Origin of the sequence: Tsukamurella sp. TY48, assembly GCF_019656655.1 — a bacterium.
GTDB classification, from domain to species: domain Bacteria; phylum Actinomycetota; class Actinomycetes; order Mycobacteriales; family Mycobacteriaceae; genus Tsukamurella; species Tsukamurella strandjordii.
Map to the genome: position 1 here is coordinate 917165 of NZ_BPMV01000001.1, position 21443 is coordinate 938607.

The window sequence follows — 21443 nt, forward strand, 5'->3', positions numbered from 1 at the left end:
CCACCCCCAGCAGTGGTGAATGCGGAACACGGGTGACAGGATCGTCACCCGTGTTCCGCATTCTGTTCTTCGAACCCCGGATCGCGCCCAACACCGGCAACGCGATCCGGCTCGCGGCGGTGACCGGGTGCGAACTGCATCTCGTCGAGCCGCTGGGCTTCGACCTCTCCGAGCCCAAGCTCCGGCGCGCGGGACTCGACTACCACGACCTCGCGCACGTGCGGGTGCACGCCGATCTCGCCGCCGCATGGACCGCCCTGCGTCCCGAGCGCGTCTTCGCCTTCACCGCCCACGCGCAGCGATTCCATCACCAGATCGAGTACGCACCGGGCGATGTCCTGCTGTTCGGGCCCGAGCCCACGGGCCTGCCGCCCGAGGTGCTCGGCGATCCGCACGTCACCGAGTCGGTGCGGATCCCGATGCTGCCCTCGCGGCGTTCGCTGAACCTGTCGAACGCCGCCGCCGTGGTCGCCTACGAGGCTTGGCGCCAGCAGGGATTCGACGGCGGCGTCTGACTACTCCTTCGGCTCGTTGTAGCCGGTCTGGCTGTTGAGGATCGGGCGCAGCCGCGCCGTCTTCTCGGCGTTCCAGCCGGGCGGTTCCAGGATCGCCGCCCAGGCGTCCGCGGCCGCCTTGACGTAGCTGTGGCCGTGGCCGTCGGGCACGTTCACCGCCACCGCCATATCGGCCGAGACCTGGAGGAAGGTCACGATCGGCACCCACGACACCGACGAGAGCACGTCGTTGCCGCGCTTCTCCCGGAGCCAGTCCGGCTTGCTGAAGGCGAGTTCGGGCTTCCACCGTCCGATCGGGTCGGACGCGTGCTGCAGGTACACCACGCGCGGGTAGCTCCACGGCTGCTCGGGCTTGGTGAGGTCCTCGGCGTTGGCGGCGAAGCGGATGTTCGCGCCCTGCTGGTACACCGGGAGCCACTCGGGCGAGCCGGCGTCGCGCTGCCGGGTCATCTGCACCCACATCTCGTTGTTGAACGTGGGACCCGAGAACAGCGCACCGTCGGTCCGCGCCAGGATGTTGTTGGGCGAGAGGAAGGGAGCCTCGCCACCGAACGAGCCCAGGCTCTCACCGAAGATCACGAGCTTCGGCCGCTGACCTTCGGGCAGCGACTTGACCTTCTTATCGACGGCCTCGAACAGGGCCTGTCCGGCCTGGAGCGCGTTCTGCTTGTCGACCAGGAACGACAGCCAGCTCGGCAGGAACGAGTACTGCATGCTCACGATGGCCGAGTCGCCGTTGTACATGTACTCCAGTGCGCCGGCCTCGGCCTCGTTGACCCAGCCGGTGCCGGTGGTCGTGGCGACGGCGACGATCTTGCGCTGCAGGCCGCCCGTGCGCTCGAGTTCGGCGGCGGCCTTCTCGGCGATCACCTTGTACCGGTTCGGGTCCGAGGCATCGATGGAACCGAGACCCGAGTAGGTGCGGATCGGCTCCATCGCCGGGGTCCCGTTGAACGCGGTGAGGTGCTCCACCGTCTGGGCGTTGGAGACGAAGATCCGGCCCTGCTTGCCCAGCGAGGCCCAGCTGACGAGCGATCCCGGTCCGCCGGAGCGCAGCGGGCTGGTCGGCTCGGGCCGGTCGTTGCCGCCCTCCCGGTTGACCTTCGAGAAGGTGGTGTTCATCGCGTCCATCGCGCCGCGCACGACCACGCCGTTGATGATGCCCACCGAGAGCAGCAGGACCAGGGCGACGGCGACCACGGCGGAGACCCGCGGCGGCGAGACCTTCTCGAGCTGACGGATGAGCCACCGGACGACCCACCGGATGGCCTTGCCGAATTCGACCAGGATGTACAGCATCACCACCGACAGCACGGCGATCTCGACGTAGTCGATCGGCACCAGGTGCTCGGTGGCCATCATGTCGCGCAGTTCGTCCTGCCAGCGGTCGAACCAGATCACCATGCCGATGGTGCCGACCACGCCCACGCCGATCAGCACGGGCCAGTAGCGGGCGGGAGGCTTGGGGCTGCTGTCCTGCGACCGCATGAATCGCACCAGCCACACCGCGAAGACGCCGAGGCCGTAACCGATCGCGCCGGAACCGCCGCTCACCAGGCTCTGGAAGAGGGGGCCGCGGGGCAGCAGCGACGGGGTCAGGGAGAACCAGATGAAGACGAGGCCGACCGCGGTTCCCGTGAAGGTGTAGCGGCCTCTCCACCAGGCACCGAAGCGGGTGAGGAGGTTCCCCTCCTTCGCGGCGACCGCGGTCGCCGGCGCGGGCGCCGCATCGTCGGAGGCCGCGGGCGCCGCATCGTCGGAGGCCCCGGGAGTCGCGTCGTCGGTGGTCGCGGGAGTCGCGTCGTCGGCGGTCGCGGGCGCGGTATCGGCGGGTGTCGCCTCCGCGGCCTCGTGCTTGCCGACCTGGGGTGCTGCGACCACCTTCGGAGCGTCGGCTGCGGCCTGCTCTGCCGAGCGGGACCCGCTCGGCTCGTCGGGCGACTCGTCGACCTTGCTCATGCGACCTCCTGGTTCACTGTCCCGTATCGGAGCTAGCTAATCATGCCCCGTCCTCGGCCGCTGCGCCTGCAAAGGTGTACGGGATCGGTTCCGCCCGATTCGGGTCCACCGCGATCGGTCTGCCCAGCTGAGGAAAGGCGCGCTGCGCACAGCGCGGACGGTCGCACACCTTGCAGCCCGCACCGATCGGCGTGAACGATTCCGGGTCGTCGAGCGCGAGCCCGCGGGAGTACACCAGGCGGTGGGCGTGCGCGAGATCGCAGCCGAGTCCCACCGCGAAGTCGCGCCCCTGACCGAGGTAACCGGCCCCGGCGTCCGAGGTGGTGCGCGCCACCCAGAGGTAGCTGCGGCCGTCGGGCATCTGGGCGACCTGCGTGCGGATCCGCCCGGGCGTGGCGAAGGCGTCGTGCACCACCCACAGCGGGCAGCTCCCGCCCACGCGGGAGAAGTGGAAAGCGGTGGCCGACTGCCGCTTCGAGATGTTGCCGGCCCGGTCGGTGCGCACGAGGAAGAACGGGACACCGCGGCGGCCGGGACGCTGCAGGGTGGAGAGCCGGTGGCACACCGTCTCGAATCCCACCTCGAATCGGGCGCCCAGCAGGTCCACGTCGTAGCGGAGCTCCTCGGCGGCGCGCAGGAACCGCTCGTAGGGCAGGACCAGCGCCCCGGCGAAGTAGTTCGCGAGTCCCACCCGCGCCAGCGCCCGCGAGTGCGTCGGCAGGGACCCGGCCTCGCCGATCACGCCCTCCATCGCGTCCGCCTGCGTGAGGAAGGCGAGTTGCGTGGCGATCTGGAAGGCGCGCTGCCCGTGATCGAGCCGGCGCGCGAGGGTCAGCACGCCGGATTCCGCGTCGAAACTGCGACGCGGGCCGGGCCGGTCGGGCTCGCCCTCCCCGATCCGGACGGTGACGCCGTGCTCGTCGCGCAGGAGCCGCGCCAGTTGCAGGTCCAGGCCGCCCACGGTGAGCCCGCGGCTGTCGAAGAGCTCCTCGGCGGCGATGTCCAACACCGGGATGTGGTTGCGGTGGTCGTAGAAGAAGTCGCGCACGTCCTCGTAGGGCGTCGACACCGCTCCCCCGGCACCTCCCGCGGAGACGCCCGTCGAGAGCCGCTCCACCTGCTCGGTCGCGCCCCGGAGCTGCCGGTGCATCGCGACCATCGCACGCGCCACCGCCGGGGACCGGGCCACCAGATCGTCGAGCTCGGCGGGCCCCACGTCTCCCGCCTCGCCGTTCTCGACGAGCGCATCCTGCAGGTCGGCGACCAACCGGGCGTCCGATTCGGCGGCGAAGAAGGCCATATCGAGGTCGAAGGTGGTGTTGAGCCGCATCAACACGGGGACCGACAGCGGCCGCTGATCGTTCTCCAGCTGGTTGATGTAGCTGACCGACAGCCCCAGCGCCTTCGCGAGGGCCGTCTGGGTGAGGCCCCGCTCGTCCCGCAGGCGCTTGAGGCGCGGACCCACGTACAGCCTCTGCATGGTCGGAATCTAGCACCACCGGCTTTCGCAACTTTCGCAATCTTCGTCGGTGCGGTTCGCACAGATACACATCTGCAACATCTTTCGCGCGCTGGGCGTCGTGCATAGCGTGTGAAGGAACCGTCCCGTCCGTGAAGAGGAGCCAACTGTGCAGACCCACTCCGTGCGCACCCACCGCTCGGCCGAGAACTTCCCCCGCGAGGAGCACCTCGCCTGGAAGGTTGCGCAGGTGGCCGCCGATCCGGTGGCCGTGCCGGAGGACACCGCGGCGATGGTGATCAATCGGATCATCGACAACGCCGCGGTCGCGGCGGCCTCGCTGGCGCGCAGGCCCGTCGCGAACGCGCGGGCCCAGGCGGTGGCGCACCCGTACGCGCCGGGTTCGACGGTGTTCGGTGTGCCCGGCCGGTTCTCGCCGGAGTGGGCGGCGTGGGCGAACGGCACCGCGGTGCGCGAGCTCGACTTCCACGACACCTTCCTGGCCGCGGAGTACAGCCACCCCGGGGACAACATTCCGCCGATCCTCGCGGTCGCGCAGCACACCGGAGCGAACGGCGCCGATTTGATCCGCGGTCTCGCCACCGGCTACGAGATCCAGATCGATCTGGTGCGTGCGATCTGCCTGCACGAACACAAGATCGACCACGTGGCGCACCTCGGCCCGTCCGCCGCGGCCGGGATCGGCGCCCTGCTGCACCTGCCCGCCGAGACGATCTATCAGGCGATCGGGCAGGCGCTGCACACCACCACGGCCACACGCCAGTCCCGCAAGGGTGAGATCTCCTCGTGGAAGGCCTACGCGCCGGCCTTCGCCGGGAAGATGGCGGTCGAGGCCGTCGATCGTGCGATGCGGGGCGAGGGCGCACCGTCGCCGATCTGGGAGGGCGAGGACGGCGTGATCGCCTGGCTGCTGGGCGGTCCGGAGGCGCAGTACGAGGTGCCGCTCCCCGCTCCCGGCGAGGCGAAGCGGGCGATCCTCGACTCGTACACCAAGGAGCATTCGGCCGAGTACCAGAGCCAGGCGCCGATCGACCTCGCACGCCGGATGCGCGAGCGGATCGGCGATCTCACGCAGATCGAGAAGATCGTGCTGCACACCAGCCATCACACGCACTACGTGATCGGCACCGGCTCGAACGATCCACAGAAGTTCGATCCACGCGCTTCCCGCGAAACCCTCGACCACTCGGTGATGTACATCTTCGCGGTCGCCTTGCAGGACGGCGGCTGGCACCACGAGCGGTCGTACGCGCCGGAGCGGGCCCAGCGGCCCGACACGGTGGAGCTGTGGCGCCGGATCTCCACGGCCGAGGATCCCGAATGGACGCGGCGATACCACTCGACGGACCCGGCCGAGAAGGCCTTCGGCGCTCGCGCGGAGGTCACCCTCACGTCCGGCGAGGTCATCGTGGACGAGCTGGCCGTAGCCGATGCGCACCCGTTGGGCGCCAGGCCCTTCGCCCGCGAGCAGTACATCCAGAAGTTCCGGATCCTCGCCGACGGGGTGATCGAGAAGGACGAACAGGACCGCTTCCTGGAGGCGGCGCAGGCCACCGCGAGCCTCGGGGCCGGAGAACTGGATCTGCTCACGTTCACCGTGACCGACGAGGTGCTCGCCCGCGCTCCGCAGCTTCCCGGTGGGCTGTTCCGGTGAGCACGGACATCTCGGGCCTGTTGGCGGCGGCTCCGTCGGCGAACGACAAGCGCAGGGCACTGCGCGCCGGACTGGCCTCGGATCGGATCGTCCGCATACCGGGCGCCTTCAATCCGCTCACCGCCAAGCTCATCCAGGAGATCGGGTTCGAGGGCGTGTACGTCTCCGGCGCGGTGGTGGCCGCCGATCTCGCGCTGCCGGATATCGGGCTGACCACTCTGACCGAGGTGGCCACCCGGGCGCAGCAGATCGCGCGGGTCACGGACCTGCCCACCCTCGTCGACGCCGACACCGGCTTCGGCGAACCGATGAGTGCGGCGCGCACCGTGACCGTGCTGGAGGATGCGGGATTGGCCGGGCTCCATCTGGAGGACCAGGTGAACCCGAAGCGCTGCGGACATCTCGACGGCAAGGCCGTGGTGCCAACCGAGGAGGCGGTGCGCCGGATCCGGGCCGCCGTGGCCGCCCGGCGCGATCCGGACCTCGTGATCTGCGCACGGACCGATGCCGCGGGCATCGAGGGAATCGACGCGGCGATCGGGCGGGCTCGGGCCTACGCCGATGCCGGGGCGGACCTCATCTTCACCGAAGCCCTGTACACCCCATCGGATTTCGAGCGCTTCCGCGCCGCGGTGGATGCCCCGCTGCTGGCGAACATGACTGAGTTCGGCAAGTCGGAGCTCATCGACGCACAGACCCTGGAATCGATCGGCTACAACGCGGTGATCTATCCCGTGACCACGCTGCGGCTCGCGATGTTCGCCGCCGAGGAGGGCCTGCGGGCCATCGCCACCACCGGCACCCAGAAGGACCTGCTGGACCGGATGCAGCACCGCAGCCGGCTCTACGAGTTGCTGCAGTACGAGCGCTACAACGATTTCGATTCCGGCATCTTCAATTTCACCCTCTCCAGGAGTCAGTGATGACCGATCGCGCCACGATCTTCAAGGGCCTCGCCGGTGTGGTGGTGGACACCACCGCCGTTTCGAAGGTGGTGCCCGAGACCAACTCCCTGACCTACCGGGGCTATGCCGTCCAGGACCTCGCGGCCAAGTGCAGCTTCGAGGAAGTGGCCTTCCTGCTGTGGAACGGCGAGCTCCCGGACGCGGAGACGCTCGCCCGGTTCGAGTCCGCCGAGCGCGCAGCGCGGGTGGCGGATCGCTCGCTGCTCGAACTGATCGCCGGGCATCCCGTCACTTGCCATCCGATGGACGTGGTGCGCACCGCGGTCAGCTACCTCGGCGCCGAAGATCCCTTCGAGGACGACACCCGACCCGAGGCCAACCACGACAAGGCACTGCGGATGATGGCGGTGCTGCCCACGATCGTGGCCGCGGATCTGCGGCGCCGGCGCGGGCTGCCGCCGATCGCACCGGACCCGTCGCTCGGCTTCGCCGCGAACTTCCTGCGGATGAGCTTCGGCGAGGTTCCGGCACCCGAGCTGGTGCGGGCCTTCGAGGTCTCGCTGATCCTGTACGCGGAGCACAGCTTCAACGCCTCGACCTTCGCGGCCCGCGTGGTCACCTCCACGACCTCGGACATCTACAGCGCCGTCACCGCGGCGATCGGTGCTCTCAAGGGCAAGCTCCACGGCGGCGCCAACGAGGCGGTCATGCACGATATGACGGAGATCGGCGATCCCGCCCGTGCCGAGGCCTGGCTGCGGGGCAAGCTCGCCCGCAAGGAGAAGGTGATGGGCTTCGGGCACCGCGTCTACAAGAACGGCGACTCGCGGGTCCCCACCATGAAGGCGGCGCTCCATCAGATCGCCGAGCACACCGACGGCGCGGTCTGGGTGCGGATGTACGACGTCCTGGAGCACACCATGGACGAGGCCACCGGGATCAAGCCCAACCTCGACTTCCCCACCGGTCCGGCCTATCACCTGCTCGGCTTCGAGACCGAGGTCTTCACGCCCATCTTCGTGATGGCGCGGATCACCGGGTGGACCGCCCACATCATCGAGCAGACCGCGGCCAATGCGCTGATTCGTCCGCTCTCCGAGTACGTCGGCGTCCCGCAGCGCCCGGTGGTGGCCTAACTGATCCCGGCCCCTACGCTGGTCACGCGCCCGATCGCGGATCCGAAGCAACCGGTCGCCATCATTATTCATCGGATGTTTAGCTAGCCAGGGCATTCTTTGCGACCAGCAAATGCGGGATCGGCCCAGCAATCCACGATCGGCGGGATAACATTGATCGGGTCTCTCGCCCACTACGCGTGAGACTCGGCATGGCGGCGCAGCGAACTCCGTGGCACCGGCATCGACCCCACCGCACAACGACGGGAGCACCCCAGTGACAGCCACCGATGGCCCGGCCGTGACGATGTTCGACAAGGTCCTGGTGGCCAACCGCGGCGAGATCGCGATCCGCGGATTCCGCGCCGCCGTCGAGAGCGGCGCCAAGACCGTGGCGGTGTACCCGTACGAGGATCGCAACTCCCCGCACCGGCAGAAGGCCGACGAGGCGTACCAGATCGGTACGGAGGGCCATCCGGTCCGCGCCTACCTGAGCGTCGACGAGATCATCCGGATCGCCAAGCACGCCGGCGCCGACGCCGTGTATCCGGGCTACGGATTCCTCTCCGAGAACCCGGAGCTGGCCGGCGCCTGCGCCGAGGCGGGGATCACCTTCGTGGGCCCGCCGAAGGAGGTCCTCGAACTCACCGGCAACAAGGCCCGCGCGATCGCCGCGGCGCGGGCGGCCGGCCTGCCGGTACTCACCTCGTCCGCGCCGTCGGCGGATGTGGACGAGTTGCTCACTGCCGCGCAGGACATGCACTTCCCCGTCTTCGTCAAGGCGGTCGCCGGCGGTGGCGGCCGCGGCATGCGCCGGGTGGCCGAGCTCGACGATCTGCGTGACGCGATCGAGATCGCCTCGCGGGAAGCGGAATCCGCCTTCGGCGATCCCACCGTCTTCCTGGAGGAGGCGGTGATCGATCCGCGCCACATCGAGGTGCAGATCCTGGCCGATACCGCGGGCAACGTGATCCACCTGTTCGAGCGGGACTGTTCCTTGCAGCGCCGGCACCAGAAGGTGATCGAGATGGCGCCGGCGCCGAACATCTCGGACGAGCTGCGCGAGCGGCTCTGCACGGATGCGGTCAATTTCGCGACGTCCATCGGCTACAGCTGCGCGGGCACCGTCGAATTCCTCGTCGATCCGCAGGGCCGCCACGTCTTCATGGAGATGAACCCGCGGATCCAGGTGGAACACACCGTGACCGAGGAGGTCACCGACGTCGACCTCGTGGCCGCGCAGCTGCGCATCGCCGCGGGAGCCACGCTCCCGGAGCTCGGACTCACCCAGGACGCGATCCGGCTCAACGGCACCGCGTTGCAGTGCCGCATCACCACCGAGGACCCCACCGACGGATTCCGTCCGGACACCGGCCGCGTCACCGCGTACCGCACCCCGGGCGGCGCCGGTATCCGGCTCGACGGCGGCACCTCGGTGGGCGCGGAGATCAGCCCGCACTTCGATTCGATGCTGGTCAAGCTCACCACGCGCGGTCGCGACCGGCAGACGGCGATCGTGCGCGCCCGCCGCGCACTCGCGGAGTTCCGGATCCGCGGCGTGGCCACCAACATCCCCTATCTGCAGGCCGTGCTCGCCGATCCCGACTTCGTGGCCGGGAAGGTGACCACGTCCTTCATCGAGCAGCGCCCCGAACTGCTCACCGCCCGCGGTTCCTCCGATACCGCGAGCAAGATCCTGCGCTATCTGGCCGATGTCACCGTCAACAAGCCGCACGGCGTGCGCCCGACGAAGGTGTACGCCACCGACAAGCTCCCGCCCGTGGATCTGTCGGCGCCCGCACCGGACGGCTCCAAACAGCGCCTCACCGCCCTCGGCCCGGCGGGATTCGCCGCCGACTTGCGCGCACAGACGGCACTCGCAGTCACCGACACCACCTTCCGCGACGCCCACCAGTCGCTCCTCGCGACCCGCGTGCGCACCTCCGCCCTCGCCACGATCGCGCCCTACGAGGCGCGCCTCACACCACAGCTGCTGTCGGTGGAGGCCTGGGGCGGCGCGACTTACGATGTGGCGCTGCGCTTCCTGCACGAGGATCCGTGGGAGCGGCTCGCCACCCTCCGCGAGGCGATGCCGAACATCTGCCTGCAGATGCTGCTCCGCGGCCGGAACACGGTGGGCTACACGCCGTATCCACAGCAGGTGACCGATTCCTTCGTGGCCGAAGCCGCGGCGACCGGCGTGGACATCTTCCGGATCTTCGACGCCCTCAACGACGTCGAGCAGATGCGGCCCGCCATCGAGGCCGTGCTCGCCACGGGCACCGCCGTCGCCGAGGGGCGCTCTCCTACACCGGCGACCTCGCCGATCCCGCCGAGACCCTGTACACGCTGGACTACTACCTGGGCGTCGCGGAGAAGATCGTCCGGGCCGGCGCCCACGTCCTCGCGATCAAGGACATGGCCGGGCTGTTGCGCCCCGCCGCGGCCGACAGGCTGGTGCGCGCGTTGCGCAGCGAGTTCGACCTGCCGGTGCACGTGCACACGCACGACACCCCGGGCGGACAGCTCGCCACCTACCTGGCGGCGTGGAACGCGGGGGCCGATGCCGTCGACGGTGCCGCGGCGCCGTTGTCGGGCACCACGAGTCAACCCTCGCTGTCGTCGATCGTGGCCGCCACCGCGCACACCGAGCGCGACACCGGCATCGATCTCGCCGCGGTCTGCGCGCTCGAGCCCTACTGGGAGGCCGTCCGCGGCGCCTACGCACCCTTCGAATCGGGACTCAAGGCCCCGACGGGTCGCGTCTACCACCACGAGATCCCCGGCGGTCAGCTGTCGAACCTGCGGCAGCAGGCGGGAGCCCTGGGACTCGCGGAACGCTTCGAGGACATCGAGAACGCCTACGCCGACGCCGACCGCATGCTGGGCCGCCTGGTGAAGGTCACACCGTCGTCGAAGGTGGTGGGCGACCTCGCCCTGGCCCTGGTGGGCACGGGCGTCTCCGCCGAGGAGTTCGCCGCCGATCCGGCGCGCTACGACATCCCCGACTCCGTGATCGGGTTCCTGCGCGGTGAGCTCGGCACGCCGCCCGGCGGGTGGCCGGAGCCGCTGCGCAGCCGCGCCCTGCAAGGGCGCGCGGAGGCGACGCCCGTCACGGAAGTACCCGAGGCCGAGGCGACCGAGCTCGCCGCTTCGTCCGAGCAGCGGCGAGCGGCACTGAGCCGCCTGCTGTTCCCCGGGCCGATGCGCGAATTCACCGAACATCTGGCGGAATTCGGCGACGTCTCCAAGCTCTCCACCAACCAGTTCCTGTACGGGCTGCGGCAGGGCGAGGAGCACCGGGTGCAGCTCGCGACCGGCAAGGAACTGCTGATCAAGCTCGACGGCGTGGGCGAACCCGATGAGCACGGCAATCGCACGCTGGTGTGCACGCTCAACGGACAGCTGCGCACCGTCGCCGTGCGCGACCGTGCGGTCCAGGCCGATGTGCCCGCCGCGGAGCGCGCCGACAAGGCGAACCCCGGCCACGTGGCCGCCCCGTTCGCCGGGGTGGTGACACCCACGGTGCACGCCGGATCGACGGTGGCGGTGGGCGATCAGATCGCCACCATCGAGGCGATGAAGATGGAGGCGGCGATCACCGCGCCGGTGACCGGCACCGTCTCCCGGGTCGCGCTCGCCGGACCCACCCAGGTGGACGGCGGCGATCTGGTGGCCGTGATCGAGGGCTGACCGCGTCGTGGTTCAGTCGTCCACGGCGAAGCGCTTGGTACGGCTGGTGTGTCCGGCCACCAGCCGGATCCGCGATTTCGGCACCCCGAGGTGATCGGCGAGCAGCCGGACGGCGGCCTGATTGGCGCGGTTCTCGGTGGCGGGCTCTCGGACGATGAGGGTGAGCGCACCGTCGTCGGCGATCTCGACCGCGGGGCCACGACGGCTCCCGGGTTTGATCGTGCACGTGACGATGCGCGGGCTCATGCGCACATCGTCTCAGGTCCCGATGTCGGTACCGTGGTCGCATGGGGATGCGGAGAATCGGTATCGGCGCCGCTTCGGCGGCGTTGGCCCTCGTGCTGCTGGCGTGCGGTGTGCTCTGGCTGTCGACGGTGCGCGAGACCCCGCTCACCCGCCACCTGCCCGCCGAGCTGCGGCCGCGGGTGTTCCCCGTGGTGCAGACGGACGGGCTGGCGCCCGAACGGGTGCGGATCGTCGACAACCTCCGCCGCGAGTTCGCGCAGAACCGGCCGGGCACCGATTTCTCCGAGGGCGTGGTCGAGCCGTGGTGCGCCGATTTCGTCTCGACGGTGCTGCGCGATTCCGGTCTCGCGGTGCGCAACCCGAATTCGGGCACGTGGAGGATCCCCGGCGTGTACACGCTGACGGAGTACTTCCAGCGCGAGGGGAGATTCCGTCCCGCGGGCTACGTGCCCGCGGTCGGCGACGTCGTCCTCTACGCACCGGAGCATCGGTTCGGCCAGCACACCAACTTCGTGGTGGCGGTGGCCGATGGCGTGGTCACCACCGTCGGCGGTAACCAGCCGGGCGGGATCACGGCGCTGACCTTCGATCACGCCGACACGGCCGGTGTCGTGGGCTATGGGATCCCGGTTCGGTGAGCTCAGTCATCACCGCGTTGAGCAGGCGCATCGCGGAGGGCAGCCGGCCCGGAGAACGGTCCGACGGGCAGCGGATCGCGCTGTCGATCGAGGGTGGCGGCTCGCGCTCGGCGTACTCGGCGGGAATGGCGATGGCCGTGGAGGAGCTGGGTCTGCTCCCCGCCTTCGATGCGGTGTACGGCACGTCCGGCGGCGGGCTCAATGCGGCGTGGTTGCTGTCCGGCGAAGGCTCGGCCTGGTTGCCTTCGTGGGGGTGGGACGATGTGCTGGCCGAGCGGGTGGTGCACCCGCGCCGCGTGCTGCGCGGTGGCGTCGTGGTGGACACCCGGCACCTGGTGGAGCGGGTGTACTCGGCGGTGACGCCGATGAACTTCGATGCAATCCTGGCGAATCCGATCACCCTGCACCCACTCGCCGTGGATGCCGCCACCCGACAGGCGGCCGATCTCGCCCCGCTGATCACCGACCACGCGTCGTTGCGGTCCGCTCTGCGGGCGACCACTGCGCTGCCGTTGCTCGCCGGTCCGCCGGTGCGGCTCGGTGGGCGGGAGTGGTTCGACGGTGGCCTGGCCGAGAAAGTGCCGTTCGCGACGCCGCTCGCGCAGGGCGCCACGCATCTGGTGATGCTGCGGACGGTTCCCGAGTCCGCACCGCCCCGCGCCTCGCGGGGCGAGACACTGATCCTGGACGCCTATTTCGCCGCGCGGCGCCGCTTCCGCGCGGCACCCAGTGGTTTCGATGCTCCGGCGGCCCGGATCGCCGAGCACGCCGTGCTGCAGATCTGGTCACCCGCTGACGGCCCGGAGGTGGGGCGCCTGTCCCGCGACGGTGCGGTCATCTCGCGCGCGGTCGAGCTCGGCCGGGCTGCGGCGATGGACGTGCTCTCCGCCGCAGGACCGGCACACCGCGAATCGGCTCGGATGATCGACCGTGAGAACGCCCTCCGCCGCTATCGCGGTTGATTTCAGTCGGCGGCGACGGGTGTGCCCTGGTGGAACAGCACCGACCACCGGTTCTCGCGGCGCTTCCACACGGTGAGGCGGCGGGTGACCCGGTCGCCCTGGATCAGGGTGTAGGTGAGCAGGTAGGTCGAGGCACCGGTGGCGCGCACCTGGAAGTCGCTGGTCTCCCAGTCGTCGAGCGCCGGATCTGCGTATCGCTGTTCGAGCACCGACCACACGTAGTCCCTGCTGTACCGCTTCCCGGACGCGCCCACCTCCCAGAAGTCGGGGGCGGTGAGGGCGAGGAAATCCTCCCGGGTGGTTCCCCACTCCGGGCGGTGGAAGATCGGCTCGCGACGGCGCAGGTCCTCGAGGACCTCGCGCAGTTCGCGCGCCGTGGTGCGATCCGGTTCGCGCTCGATGTCCCGCGGGTCGAGCGCGGTCACCCCTCGCGGATCGTCATGGAGGCGATCTTGTCGCCGTCCACGGCGAAGGTGAACTCGCTGAGACCGTTCGCGTGGGTGCTGCGCCAGTCGCCGATCACCACGACGGTGGATCCGTCCACGGTCACCTTTTCGGGTGTCAGGACGCCCTTGGCGCCGAGGAACTCCCCGTCGCTCCACTTCTTGATCGCGGCCCGGTCGGGGAAGACCCGACCCCAGTCGTCGACGAATCCGGTGTCGGTGAAGGCGTTCAAGAAGCCCTGCTCGTCGCCGGCGTTGACGGCGGCGATGAACGTCGCGACAGGTTCGGGGACGGTGACGTCTGACATGTTCACTCCAATCGTCGGGTGCCTCCCACCGTACTCAGGTTCGCCATACCTATGTACTCGCGGTGTCGAGATACCCACAAGCGGACCTTGTGACGCCTACTGCCAGTCGCGCGAACGCGAGGGCACCGTCAGGTCCATGCGTTGCAGCCGATCCGCGACCACGGTGACCGCGCCCTCGGCGTTCTGCAGCTTGCCGCGGATCAGCAGCGCGGGCGCGGATTGCGCCAGCCGCCGGTAGCGCGCCCACAGGCCCTGACTGCACACCACGTTCACCATGCCCGTCTCGTCCTCCAGATTGATGAACGTGACGCCGCCCGCGGTGGCGGGGCGCTGCCGGTGCGTCACGGCGCCACCCACCAGGACCCGGTCACCGTCGGGCAGGGAGAGCAGGCGATCGGCCGTGATCACCCCGAGCTCGTCGAGCTTCGGGCGCAGGAACTCCGTGGGGTACTTCCCGACGGTGACCGAGGTGGCCCAGACGTCTGCGGCGGCGAGTTCGGTCTCGCTCATGCCGGGCAGGGTGGGCGGGGCGCCCGCGGTCGCGGTGCCCGGCAGACGGTCCGGTCGCTCACGCGCCGCCGCCCCGGCCTCCCACAGCGCCTGCCTGCGGTCGCGGCCGAAGCAGTCGAGCGCCCCCGAGGTGGCGAGCGCCTCCGCCTGTGCCACGGTGAGTTCCACCCGGGAGGTGAGATCGGTGAGCCGCGTGTAGGCACCGTGCGCGTCCCGTTCGGCGACGATCCGCTCGGCCAGTTCGTCGCCGATGGTGCGGATCGCGGCCAGACCCAGCCGCACCTCCAGTCCGGCGTTCTCCAGGTTCGCCCAGGGCAGGCTGATGTTCACGTCCGGACCGTGCACGGTGACCCCGTGCCGCCGCGCATCGGCCACCAGGGACTGCGGGGAGTAGAAGCCCATGGGCTGCGCCCGCAGCAGGGCGGCGCAGAAGGCCGCCGGGTGATAGCACTTGAACCACGAGGAGTAGAAGACCAGCGAGGCGAACGATTGCGAATGACTCTCGGGGAAACCGAAGTTCGCGAAGGCCGCGAGCTTCTCGAAGATGCGGTCGGCCAGTTCCCCCTCGATGCCGTGCAGCCGCTTCGCCCCCGCGTAGAACCGGTCGCGCAGTTGTTCCATCTTCTCCGTGGACCGCTTCGACCCCATGGCGCGGCGCAGCTGATCCGCCTCGGCCGGGGTGAAATCGGCGACGTCCACCGCGAGCTGCATGAGCTGCTCCTGGAACAGCGGCACACCCAGCGTGCGCCTGAGCGTCTTCCACATCGACGGATGCTCCACGTGCGGCTCCTCCTTCCCGTTACGGCGGCGGATGTACGGGTGCACCGAACCGCCCTGGATGGGGCCGGGCCGGATCAACGCGACCTCCACCACCAGGTCGTAGAAGTTCTCCGGTTTGAGCCGCGGGAGGGTGGCCATCTGGGCCCGGGACTCCACCTGGAAGACACCCACGGAATCGGCGCGGCGCAGCATCGCGTAGACCGTGTCGTCGGTGAGGTCGAGCTCGGCGAAATCGACGGCGATCCCCTTGTGCTGCTTGAGCAGATCCTGCGCGTAGTGCAGGGCGCTGAGCATGCCGAGACCGAGCAGGTCGAACTTCACCAGCCCCGCGGCGGCGCAGTCGTCCTTGTCCCACTGCAGCACGCTGCGGTTCTCCATGCGGGCCCATTCGGTGGGGCAGACATCGGCGATGGGGCGGTCGCAGATAACCATGCCGCCGGAGTGGATTCCGAGGTGCCGCGGCAGATCGGCGATCTGCGTGGCCAGATCGATCACGCGGCCGGGCACCCCGTCGGGCACCGGGTCGTTGCGCCAGCCGTAGCTGGAGACCTGTTTACTCCAGGCGTCCTGCTGCCCTTGGGAATAGCCGAGGGCACGGGCGGTGTCGCGCACCGCGGACCGTCCGCGGTAGGTGATCACGTTGGCCACCTGCGCGGCGTACGCGCGGCCGTACTTGCGGTAGACGAACTGGATCGCCTCCTCCCGACGGTCGGACTCGATGTCGATATCGATATCGGGTGGACCGTCGCGTTCCGGGGCGAGGAAACGCTCGAACAGCAGCTCGTTACGGACCGGATCGACCGCGGTGATCCCGAGCGCGAAGCACACGGCGGAGTTGGCGGCGCTGCCACGGCCCTGGCACAGGATGTCGGCATCGCGGCAGAAGCTCACGATGTCGTGCACGATGAGGAAGTAGCCCGGGAAGGTGAGGGCCTCGATCACGTTCAGCTCGTGCTCGATCTGCCGGTACGCCTGTGGATTCGACTCCGGCGGACCGTATCGGCCGAGCGCTCCGCGGCGGGTGAGCTCGCGCAGCCAGGTGGCCTCGGTGTGGCCGGAGGGAACGTCGAAGGGCGGCAGGTTCGGCGCGATCAGCCTGAGGTTGAAGGCGCATTCGGCCGCCAGTTCCACGGCGCCCGCGATCGCGCCCGGATGCTCCGGCAGCAGCAGCGCCATCTCGTCGCCCGAACGCAGATGCGCACCCCCGGCCGCGGGCAGCCAGCCGTCGAGCTCATCGAGGCTGCGCCGGGCGCGGATCGCGGCCAGGGTGGCCGCGAGGCGGCGCTGGTCCGGACGGGCGAAGTGCGCGCCCGTGGTGGCGACGGTGCCCACCCCCATCCTGGCGGCGACCCCGGCGAGGAGGTGGTTGCGCTCATCGTCCTCGGGGACGCCGTGCACCGTGAGTTCCATGCTGACCCGGTCGGGACCGAACCGGTCGAGGAGCTGCGCCAGGGCGGCCGCCGCACCGTCGGGCCCCGCGGCGTCGAGCCCGCGCCGGACCGCACCCTTGCGGCAGCCGGTGAGGATGTGCCAGTGCCCGCCGGACCACTCGGCCAGGCGGTCCGGATGGAAGCGCAGCAGCCCCTTCTCCCCCGCCTCCATGTGCGCCTGCGCCATGGCGCGGGACAGGCGGCGGTAGCCCTCCTGCCCGCGCGCGAGGACCAGCAGGTGTTCGCCGTCCGGGTCTTCCGCGCCGGTGCGCTCCGCATCGTGCTGGAGCGAGAGTTCCGCCCCGAAGACCGTGGGCACGCCCAGGCCGAGCGCCGCCTCGGCGAACCGGACCACCCCGTAGAAGCCGTTGTGATCGGTGACGGCGAGGGCCTTCAGCCCCAGGGCGTGCGCCTGCTCCACCATCTCCTCGGGCTGCGCGGCGCCGTCGAGGAAGCTGAACGCGGTGTGGGCGTGCAGCTCGGCGTAGGGCACCCGGGAGACGCCGGGCCCCCGCTCGCCCGGCACGTAGGGCTCACGCTTGCGCGACCAGGCCGGCGAATCACCACCGTCGCCCGGGGGCTCCTCCCGCCGCGCCGGCGCGCGCCCCGAGAGCACCCGCTCCATCTCCGCCCAGCTGGGCCCGTTACTCCAACCCACCCCTTCAGCATACGCTCACATGTTCGATTTCACACTTCGTATCGAACGTCGCTCGCGAGGGGCTCCCCACCTAGAGTGGACACCGTGACGGTGACCAAGTCGATCCTGCTGTTCGGAGTGGCCGCGCTGTTCGAGATCGGCGGCGCATGGCTGGTGTGGCAGGGCATCCGGGAACACCGCGGGTGGCTGTGGATCGGCGCGGGCGTGATCGCGCTCGGCCTGTACGGGGTGGTCGCGGCGCAGCAGCCGGACGCGGACTTCGGCCGGATCCTGGCGGCCTACGGCGGCGTCTTCATCGCCGGTTCACTCCTGTGGGCGATGGCGGTGGACGGCTTCCGCCCCGACCGCTGGGACGTGACGGGCGCCCTGATCGCGCTCGTCGGCGTGGCGGTGATCATGTATGCGCCGCGCTGAACCGCTCGCGGCCGTCCTGGTCGAACAACTCGACCCCCGCACGGTATCGGCGCTCGCCGCGGGTGATCTGCGGCGCGCGAACCGGTTCAGCGAGCACCACCTTCCGGCCTCGTTCATCACACCGGAGTCGGTGCGCCTGTGGCGGTTACGCGACCGACAGATCAGTGACGACCCGGCCAGCGCGGACTGGATCACCGGGGCGATCGTGGACGGCGATCTGGGTCTCGTGGTGGGGCGCGCCGGCTACCACGCGCCGCCGAACGCCGCGGGCACCGTGGAGATCGGATACGCCGTCGACGAGGAGTACCGCCGCCGCGGATACGCCCGCGGCGCCCTCGAATTCCTTCTCGACCGGGCGGCCCGGGAACCGTCGGTCCGGACGGTGCGCGCCACCGTGGCACCGGACAACACGGCATCGTCGGCACTGATCGCCCAGTACGGGTTCGCCCAGGTGGGCTCGCAGATCGACGAGGAAGACGGGCTGGAGTTGATCTACGAGATCCCCAGCAACCGGGACCGGCCCGCTATGCGCGCAGGGAGGCGATGAGCCGGGCCAGCGGCGGCTGCGGATCGAAATCCTCCGCCGGCAGCGCCAGTTGCCGGATGACCACCGCGTCGGTCGCATCCATCACCAGCGCCGAGGCGGCACCGTCGAGCCCCAGGCTCGCGCCGATCGCCATCCCCACCGCCTCGACGGCGGCGCGCCCGCGGCGGAGCGGCTCCTGCAGTTCCGGGTCGACGGCCGCCGCCGCGAACAGGTTCAGGCGCGCGACGCCGCGCACCCGGCCGGGCCCGACCGACCACCGCACGTAGTCGACGAGGCGCTCGGTCACCTCGTCGACCGGGAGATCGACGCCTCCGTCGAAGCCCTCCCAGAAGGCCAGGTCCTGCTCGACCATCCGGTCGACGATCCCGCGTACCAGCGCAGCTCGCGACCGGAAATGGTTCGACGTGGTGCCCGCCGGCACACCGGCGGCACCGTCGACGGCGCGATGCGTGAGGCCGCGCAACCCGCGGGTGCCCACCACCTCGATCGCCGCGTCGAGCACCTCTTCCCGTCGTCCCATGCGGTCCGACAGTACCGTCACTACATTTGTAGTACGTTGGATCCATGGCAACAGCAGCGATCATCGGCGGCGGCATCGGCGGACTCGCCACCGCGGCACTCCTGACCGAGCAGGGCTGGGAGGTGGAGGTCTTCGAGCGGGCACCGTCACTGCCCGGTACCGGGACCGCACTGGGGATGTGGCCCGAGGCGCTCGCCGTCCTGGACCGGGCGGGCGCCGGGGAGCGCGTGCGGGAGATCGGCATCGATCAGCGGTTCGCCGAGATCCGCAGCGCGGAGGGGCACCGCCTCGGTTCCCGGGTCGAAGCGAAGGGCGCCACCGTGATCATCTCCCGTCCGCGGCTGCTGGAATCCCTCGCCGCGGCCGCCCCCGCCGTCCGGTTCGGCGAGCGCCGCACCGATCTCGACGGGCTCGATCACGACGTGATCGTGGGCGCCGACGGGATCAACAGCATCACCCGCACGCACGTGCTCGGACACGTGGTGGAGCCGCGCCCGCTGGGCGTGGACGTGCTCATCGGCAGATGCCCCGGCAGCACCGATGTCTTCACCGAATACTGGGGCCCCGGAAGACTGTTCGGTGTCACACCGCGCGACGGCGGCTTCATCAACTGGTACGCCGAGTTCGATCCGGCGGCGATACCGGCGGCATGTCCCGATCCCGACGCCGACCCGCGCGGCTTCCTCCGTGCGGCGTACCGCGGCTGGGACCCCCGCGTGATCGAGACGATCGAGGGCATCGAGGTCGAGTCGGCGCTGCACTACCGCTCCCGCGATCTGCCCCGGCTGCCCCGGATCGTCCGTGACAACGTGGCGCTGATCGGCGACGCCGCCCACGCGATGGCGCCGAACCTCGGCCGCGGCGCGTGCGAGACGCTGCTCGACGCCGCCGCCCTCGCCGATGCGCTCGGTGCGGCCGACACCTTCTCCGGCGACGCGTCGGCGGCCCTGGCCGGCTACGAACGCGCCCGCAGGCTCGCCGGCCAACGGACGATGCTGCTGTCACGGGCGATGCGCTACACCGCGCTGACCAGCAGATTGCGTGCGCCGCGCGATCTACTGTTGCGCGGGATCGCCGCTGTCGCCTGAGCTCTCCGGCCGATCGACCAGGGCAGCGCTGACCTTGGGCAGAATCCGGGCGAGGGCATCCACATCACCCGGGTCGAGGTCGTCGAAGACGCGGCGCCGCACCTCCGCGACGTGCGTGCGGGCCGCGGAGTCGAGGACCGCGAAACCGGCGTCGGTCAGTTCCGCGGAGGCCGACCGGCCGGCCGCGTGCCGCACCAGCCAGCCCGACTCCCCGAGCTTGCGCAGGACGTGCGACAGCCGCGACGGCGAGGAGTTGGCGGCCTCGGCCAGCGCGGACAGGCCCATCCGCCGCCCCGGCGCCTGGGAGAGCTGCGCCATCACCATGAACTCGTAGTGCGTGAGACCGGAGTCGGTCCGCAGCTGGGTGTCCAACTTCGCCGGCAACTGCATCGCGATGTTGATCAGCGGAAGCCACGCCGACATCTCGGCGTCGGACAGCCATCGCACGTCGTCGGTCGGGCCCACGATGATTCACCCCCATGAATGATCGGCGTCACCGCGCTTCTCGAATGACGCGTGACCCCACTGTATACGCCGCCGCGAGCCGGAAACGAGCATCGATTCGACGTCGCTGATCGCCCGATCGCCGCGAGCGGATTCGCCGGACAGCGGTTCGGACCGGTCGGTAAGTTGGCATCGGTGAGCGGCTCTCAGACCACCCCCGGACCCCGGACCGACGCCGAGATCCCGGCGTACCTGGAGGCGCTCGGCCTCCCCGGCCTCGCCGATATCCATGTGCATTTCCTCCCCGAGCCGATGCTGGCGAAGGTCTGGGACTTCTTCGACCGCGCCGATGTCGAATACGGCCGGGAGTGGCCGGTCACGTACCGGTTCGACGAGGACACCCGGCTCGACCTGATCCGCGGCATGGGAGTGCGTGAGATCCCCGCGCTGTGCTACCCGCACAAGCCCGGGATGGCGCAGTGGCTCAACGCCTGGTGCGCCGATTTCGCCCGCCGGGTTCCCGATGGGATCCACTGCGCCACCCTGTATCCCGAACCGGGAGTGGGCGATTACGTGGCCGCCGCGCTGGCCGACGGTGCCCGACTGTTCAAGATGCACGTCCAGGTGGGGGTCTTCGCCCCCGACGATCCGCTGCTCGATCCGGCCTGGGATGCCCTCGCGGACGCCGGGGTGCCCGTGGTGATCCACGCCGGGTCCGGTCCGATGGAGGGTCCGTACACCGGGCCGGCTCACGTCGCCGAGACACTGCGCCGGCATCCGGAGCTGACGCTGGTGATCGCCCATCTCGGCATGCCGGAGTACGACCAGTTCGCCGATCTCGCCGAACGCTTCCCGAACGTCCACCTCGACACCACGATGGCGGCGACGGACTTCACGGAGGAACTCGCGCCGATGCCGCCGGGCTACCGGGAGCGGCTCGCCGGGCTCGCCGATCGCGTGGTGCTGGGCAGCGACTTCCCGAACATCCCCTATCAGTACGCGCATCAGCTGTTCGGTCTCGCGCGCCTCGACCTCGGCGACGAGTGGATGCGCAAGGTGCTGTGGCACAACGGGCGGAGACTGCTCGGGCACGACGGGTGAGCACCACGCGGTGCCGCGGCCGGGGCCCGGCGG

The 21443-nt window shown here is 70.2% G+C and carries 18 protein-coding genes and 1 pseudogene; 11 read left to right on the forward strand and 8 right to left on the reverse strand.

Translation table 11 applies throughout. The annotated features are described in order from the left end of the window. Positions 1-50: 50 nt before the first annotated feature. On the forward strand, positions 51-515 hold the full coding sequence (locus TTY48_RS04505; RefSeq protein ID WP_220656365.1) for a tRNA (cytidine(34)-2'-O)-methyltransferase: 465 nt from the start codon (positions 51-53) through the stop codon (positions 513-515). On the opposite strand, the gene TTY48_RS04510 is transcribed toward TTY48_RS04505, so the two are convergent. Beyond that, positions 516-2474 carry an alpha/beta-hydrolase family protein gene (locus TTY48_RS04510; RefSeq protein WP_255585502.1) on the reverse strand — a complete coding sequence of 653 codons (1959 nt, stop codon included), beginning with the start codon at positions 2472-2474 and terminating at the stop codon, positions 516-518. A gap of 40 nt (positions 2475-2514) precedes the next feature. Further along, complete coding sequence (locus TTY48_RS04515; protein ID WP_220656366.1) at positions 2515-3954, reverse strand: short-chain fatty acyl-CoA regulator family protein; 1440 nt, start codon at positions 3952-3954, stop codon at positions 2515-2517. A gap of 148 nt (positions 3955-4102) precedes the next feature. On the opposite strand from TTY48_RS04515, the gene prpD reads away from it, so the two are divergent. The 4 genes and pseudogenes from prpD to TTY48_RS04535 all read left to right on the forward strand — a co-directional run bounded on the left by prpD (position 4103) and on the right by TTY48_RS04535 (position 11321). Then, a complete protein-coding gene (gene prpD, locus TTY48_RS04520) occupies positions 4103-5608 on the forward strand; it encodes a 2-methylcitrate dehydratase PrpD (protein WP_220656367.1) in 1506 nt (501 codons plus the stop codon). 8 nt (positions 5609-5616) lie between these two features. Further along, positions 5617-6531 (forward strand): methylisocitrate lyase, encoded by a 915-nt coding sequence (prpB, locus tag TTY48_RS04525; protein ID WP_220658449.1) that lies wholly within the window; start codon positions 5617-5619, stop codon positions 6529-6531. Then, a complete protein-coding gene (locus TTY48_RS04530) occupies positions 6528-7649 on the forward strand; it encodes a bifunctional 2-methylcitrate synthase/citrate synthase (RefSeq protein WP_374758680.1) in 1122 nt (373 codons plus the stop codon). Before prpB ends, TTY48_RS04530 begins: the two co-directional genes overlap by 4 nt. Before the next feature lie 286 nt (positions 7650-7935). Continuing rightward, positions 7936-11321 (forward strand): annotated as a pseudogene (locus TTY48_RS04535) (pyruvate carboxylase). 12 nt (positions 11322-11333) lie between these two features. Here TTY48_RS04535 and TTY48_RS04540 read toward each other — a convergent pair. Next, positions 11334-11567: a DUF167 domain-containing protein gene (locus TTY48_RS04540; RefSeq protein ID WP_220656369.1), complete on the reverse strand. Its 234-nt coding sequence runs from the start codon at positions 11565-11567 to the stop codon at positions 11334-11336. 41 nt (positions 11568-11608) lie between these two features. On the opposite strand from TTY48_RS04540, the gene TTY48_RS04545 reads away from it, so the two are divergent. Next, positions 11609-12205, forward strand: a complete 597-nt coding sequence (locus TTY48_RS04545; RefSeq protein WP_220656370.1) for a CHAP domain-containing protein — start codon at positions 11609-11611, stop codon at positions 12203-12205. Continuing rightward, a complete protein-coding gene (locus tag TTY48_RS04550; RefSeq protein ID WP_220656371.1) occupies positions 12202-13167 on the forward strand; it encodes a patatin-like phospholipase family protein in 966 nt (321 codons plus the stop codon). The genes TTY48_RS04545 and TTY48_RS04550 overlap by 4 nt, the downstream gene beginning before the upstream one ends. A 2-nt stretch (positions 13168-13169) precedes the next feature. On the opposite strand, the gene TTY48_RS04555 is transcribed toward TTY48_RS04550, so the two are convergent. The 3 genes from TTY48_RS04555 to TTY48_RS04565 all read right to left on the reverse strand — a co-directional run bounded on the left by TTY48_RS04555 (position 13170) and on the right by TTY48_RS04565 (position 17296). Then, positions 13170-13592 carry a DUF4440 domain-containing protein gene (locus TTY48_RS04555; protein ID WP_220656372.1) on the reverse strand — a complete coding sequence of 141 codons (423 nt, stop codon included), beginning with the start codon at positions 13590-13592 and terminating at the stop codon, positions 13170-13172. Then, positions 13589-13918: a nuclear transport factor 2 family protein gene (locus TTY48_RS04560; protein WP_220656373.1), complete on the reverse strand. Its 330-nt coding sequence runs from the start codon at positions 13916-13918 to the stop codon at positions 13589-13591. Before TTY48_RS04560 ends, TTY48_RS04555 begins: the two co-directional genes overlap by 4 nt. A 96-nt stretch (positions 13919-14014) precedes the next feature. Then, complete coding sequence (locus TTY48_RS04565; RefSeq protein ID WP_220656374.1) at positions 14015-17296, reverse strand: error-prone DNA polymerase; 3282 nt, start codon at positions 17294-17296, stop codon at positions 14015-14017. A gap of 84 nt (positions 17297-17380) precedes the next feature. Between TTY48_RS04565 and TTY48_RS04570 the strand changes: the two genes are divergently transcribed. Beyond that, positions 17381-17710, forward strand: coding sequence for a YnfA family protein (locus TTY48_RS04570; protein ID WP_220656375.1), 330 nt, complete (start codon positions 17381-17383; stop codon positions 17708-17710). Next, positions 17697-18257 (forward strand): GNAT family N-acetyltransferase, encoded by a 561-nt coding sequence (locus TTY48_RS04575; RefSeq protein ID WP_220656376.1) that lies wholly within the window; start codon positions 17697-17699, stop codon positions 18255-18257. The genes TTY48_RS04570 and TTY48_RS04575 overlap by 14 nt, the downstream gene beginning before the upstream one ends. On the opposite strand, the gene TTY48_RS04580 is transcribed toward TTY48_RS04575, so the two are convergent. Then, the gene (locus tag TTY48_RS04580) at positions 18235-18777 is read right to left on the reverse strand and encodes a TetR/AcrR family transcriptional regulator (RefSeq protein WP_220656377.1); all 543 of its coding nucleotides are present in this window, start codon (positions 18775-18777) and stop codon (positions 18235-18237) included. The two genes, TTY48_RS04575 and TTY48_RS04580, sit on opposite strands and share 23 nt — an antisense overlap. Before the next feature lie 44 nt (positions 18778-18821). Here TTY48_RS04580 and TTY48_RS04585 point away from each other — a divergent pair, with 44 nt between their 5' ends. Further along, on the forward strand, positions 18822-19865 hold the full coding sequence (locus TTY48_RS04585) for an NAD(P)/FAD-dependent oxidoreductase (RefSeq protein WP_220656378.1): 1044 nt from the start codon (positions 18822-18824) through the stop codon (positions 19863-19865). On the opposite strand, the gene TTY48_RS04590 is transcribed toward TTY48_RS04585, so the two are convergent. Beyond that, positions 19833-20330, reverse strand: coding sequence for a MarR family winged helix-turn-helix transcriptional regulator (locus TTY48_RS04590; RefSeq protein WP_220656379.1), 498 nt, complete (start codon positions 20328-20330; stop codon positions 19833-19835). The two genes, TTY48_RS04585 and TTY48_RS04590, sit on opposite strands and share 33 nt — an antisense overlap. A 174-nt stretch (positions 20331-20504) precedes the next feature. Here TTY48_RS04590 and TTY48_RS04595 point away from each other — a divergent pair, with 174 nt between their 5' ends. Further along, positions 20505-21410, forward strand: coding sequence for an amidohydrolase family protein (locus TTY48_RS04595; RefSeq protein WP_308443053.1), 906 nt, complete (start codon positions 20505-20507; stop codon positions 21408-21410). The last annotated feature ends 33 nt before the right edge of the window (positions 21411-21443 follow it).

Bases quoted from the DNA above. Each gene is read 5' to 3' on its own strand.
- TTY48_RS04510 (WP_255585502.1), bottom strand. From the start codon at position 2,474: ATGAGCAAGGTCGACGAGTCGCCCGACGAGCCGAGCGGGTCCCGCTCG.
- TTY48_RS04515 (WP_220656366.1), bottom strand. From the start codon at position 3,954: ATGCAGAGGCTGTACGTGGGTCCGCGCCTCAAGCGCCTGCGGGACGAG.
- TTY48_RS04540 (WP_220656369.1), bottom strand. From the start codon at position 11,567: ATGAGCCCGCGCATCGTCACGTGCACGATCAAACCCGGGAGCCGTCGT.
- TTY48_RS04545 (WP_220656370.1), top strand. From the start codon at position 11,609: ATGGGGATGCGGAGAATCGGTATCGGCGCCGCTTCGGCGGCGTTGGCC.
- TTY48_RS04560 (WP_220656373.1), bottom strand. From the start codon at position 13,918: ATGTCAGACGTCACCGTCCCCGAACCTGTCGCGACGTTCATCGCCGCC.
- TTY48_RS04575 (WP_220656376.1), top strand. From the start codon at position 17,697: ATGCGCCGCGCTGAACCGCTCGCGGCCGTCCTGGTCGAACAACTCGAC.
- TTY48_RS04580 (WP_220656377.1), bottom strand. From the start codon at position 18,777: ATGGGACGACGGGAAGAGGTGCTCGACGCGGCGATCGAGGTGGTGGGC.
- TTY48_RS04585 (WP_220656378.1), top strand. From the start codon at position 18,822: ATGGCAACAGCAGCGATCATCGGCGGCGGCATCGGCGGACTCGCCACC.